The organism is Legionella moravica DSM 19234, assembly GCF_000423305.1.
In the GTDB taxonomy this organism is placed as follows: domain Bacteria; phylum Pseudomonadota; class Gammaproteobacteria; order Legionellales; family Legionellaceae; genus Legionella; species Legionella moravica.
In genome coordinates, this window is the sequence record NZ_AUHS01000056.1 from 1 (window position 1) to 2,435 (window position 2,435).

Consider the following 2,435-nt stretch of genomic DNA (forward strand, 5'->3'; position numbering starts at 1 on the left):
TTACCAAACTTTGTGATCTGTACTTTCGGGAAAACACTGGAGGGAGCAACAGCATTCCGGCCATCCGGGTACCGGATGCGATGCTTGGCGAGTGGATAGCCAGAGCTGGGGAAGAAGGTATTTTAGAAGTAACGCCCTATCAGATAAACCGCATCCTGCTTCATGCTCTGTGCTATCCTGCTGACACCTGGTCTCTCCTGTTTCAACAGTGTCTTCCCAAACTGCTTGAATTCATCCGTAACCGATGCAATCAGGAGCAGAACACCGCAGGCGATGCGCTTTCACGAGATTCCTGGCCCGAAGAGCTGCTTGCCCAGATTGAAGGTGTTGCTGTAGCTGACTCGACAGGGGGGGCTCCCGTTCCGGTGCTGCTCACGCCTGGAAATATCACTCCCGCATCCAGCCTTGATGTCGCACTACTGCTGGCGGTATCTAAGGATATGTCCGAAGCCATAGTACGTCAAATCGTTGCTCTTCCAGGTTTTGATCCCAATGCTACCGACAACAAAAATTTAACTCCGTTTTATCTTGCTGCAGCCTTCGGACATACAGAATTAGCTGCTGCCCTGATTGACAAAGGAGCAAACTACAAGGTGAAGTACAAAGGCAGGTTCCCTCCCCTTCAAGAGGCCATCGAGAACCAACATCTTTCTTTTATACAATGGTTTCTGCGGACATTACCTGAGCATCAAAGGGTTGATGTGGTGACAGATAAAAACTACTGCGGCATTAGTATGCTGCACCTGGCCGTAGATTATCCAAATACTTTGAAACTGCTTCTGAACTACCTGCCGACAGCAGAAAGGGCAAATGCTTTGATAACAAAGAATTATATTGGCTATACCGTGATGCACCTGGCCAGAAAAGACTCGAAAATCTTGAAACTACTTATGAAAACACTGCCCGAGATGGATAGGGCTGAAGTCTTGATGACGAAAAACAACAAAGGGGATACAGTACTTCATAGCCTCGAAGATAGCCCAAAAACCATAAGACTGCTTCTGAACTATATACCTGAAACGGCAAGGGCGGAAGTTCTGATGGCAACCGATGCTGATGGCAATACCGTATTGCATCAGATCGCAAAAATTGCCCCCAAATACCTGAAGCGGCTTTTGGATTACCTCCCCAAAGCCGCAAGAGCAAGCACTTTGATGGTAACTAACGAAGATGGCAATACAGTGCTACACGAGGTAGAAACAACCCATCCTGTGACTCTGATACCGCTTGTGAATAGACTGCTTGAGGAAACAAGAGCAGGGGTATTGATGATATGTAACAAGTATGGAAATACTGTACTGCATCTAACCGCAGCAAAACGCCCTAAAATCCTGAAAATGCTTCTCGATTGCCTTCCCAAAGCAACAAGAGCTGAAGCCGTGATGGTAAGAAGCCTTTATGGCAATACCCTGCTGCACGTAGCCGCAGTAAGGCAAATTGAATCTCTGAAAAGGCTTCTGGATTATCTGCCTGAGACAGCAAGAGCAGATGCCATAATGGTAAAGAACTGCGATGGCACTACTGTTTTGGATCTGGTTAAACACGCAAGGTATTCTAAAACCTTGAATCTTCTTAAAATATTACTGGAGCAAGCGAAGCAACGGATAGCCACCCAAACTACAGAGGACTCCACAACACCCAACTACAATGCAGGATCTGCACTATCTTCCTATGCATCTTCACCTGAGACCAATATTTCTGCGCCACGTGGCTCTCTTTCATTGTTTAGCCAGGTTTCGGCAAGCCCCCAGGATCCGGAGAGTCCAAGCGGACAAAGCTCATTTAAAAGATGAGTTTTGCACTCAGAATAACAAAGTCGGATACCTCGCTGAAAGCCATTATATTTAAAGCCACCTCTCTTCTACCCCGCGCGTAGCGTGGGGGAGAGGGATCAAGGGTGAGGGGGTTAAAAAAGATCACGCAGCGATACATTATTTTCTTTCAATAAGTTAAATCACTAAAGTGATACACTTTTCCCCTCTTCACACCCTCCCCCCCCTCTTACATACCACCCCAAAAGCACCTTGCCAGTTCATATTGCTCAGTTTATAAACCCTGTGATACAGTAAAAAGCTTTGCAATGAATCAAGGAAGCGCATCATGCCAACCAGTCTCAGACAAGCGATGATTGAAAGCGCTCAAGGCGCACAGAGCACGCACAACAAAGTGACCTCAAATGCAGCGGCCATGCTCGCCATCCGGCTGGCTTCACGATATCTGTTGCGAAAGACAGACAGCGAAGCGCCTGCTCAACCCGCTTCATCTACTGCTGCCGCATCTTCTTCATCCGCAGCCTCTTCATCGGTTGTTGTACCAACCTCCGAGATGACTATTGAAATGACCGGTAATACCAAAGCACTAGAGCGGATGAGTCGTGTCAGAACGAGGTATGAAGGACGAGTCAAATCATCTTTTCTGGAGGCACCCACCAAAGC

2 protein-coding genes are annotated in these 2,435 nt (G+C 47.4%); both read left to right on the top strand.

Annotated features, from left to right (window positions below; translation table 11 throughout):
- A partial coding sequence (locus tag G543_RS17730) for an ankyrin repeat domain-containing protein (protein ID WP_035922039.1) occupies positions 1-1,793 on the top strand: 1,793 nt, incomplete at its 5' end.
- A gap of 307 nt (positions 1,794-2,100) precedes the next feature.
- Positions 2,101-2,435 (top strand): hypothetical protein (locus tag G543_RS17735; protein ID WP_035922040.1); only part of this gene is annotated, 335 nt, incomplete at its 3' end.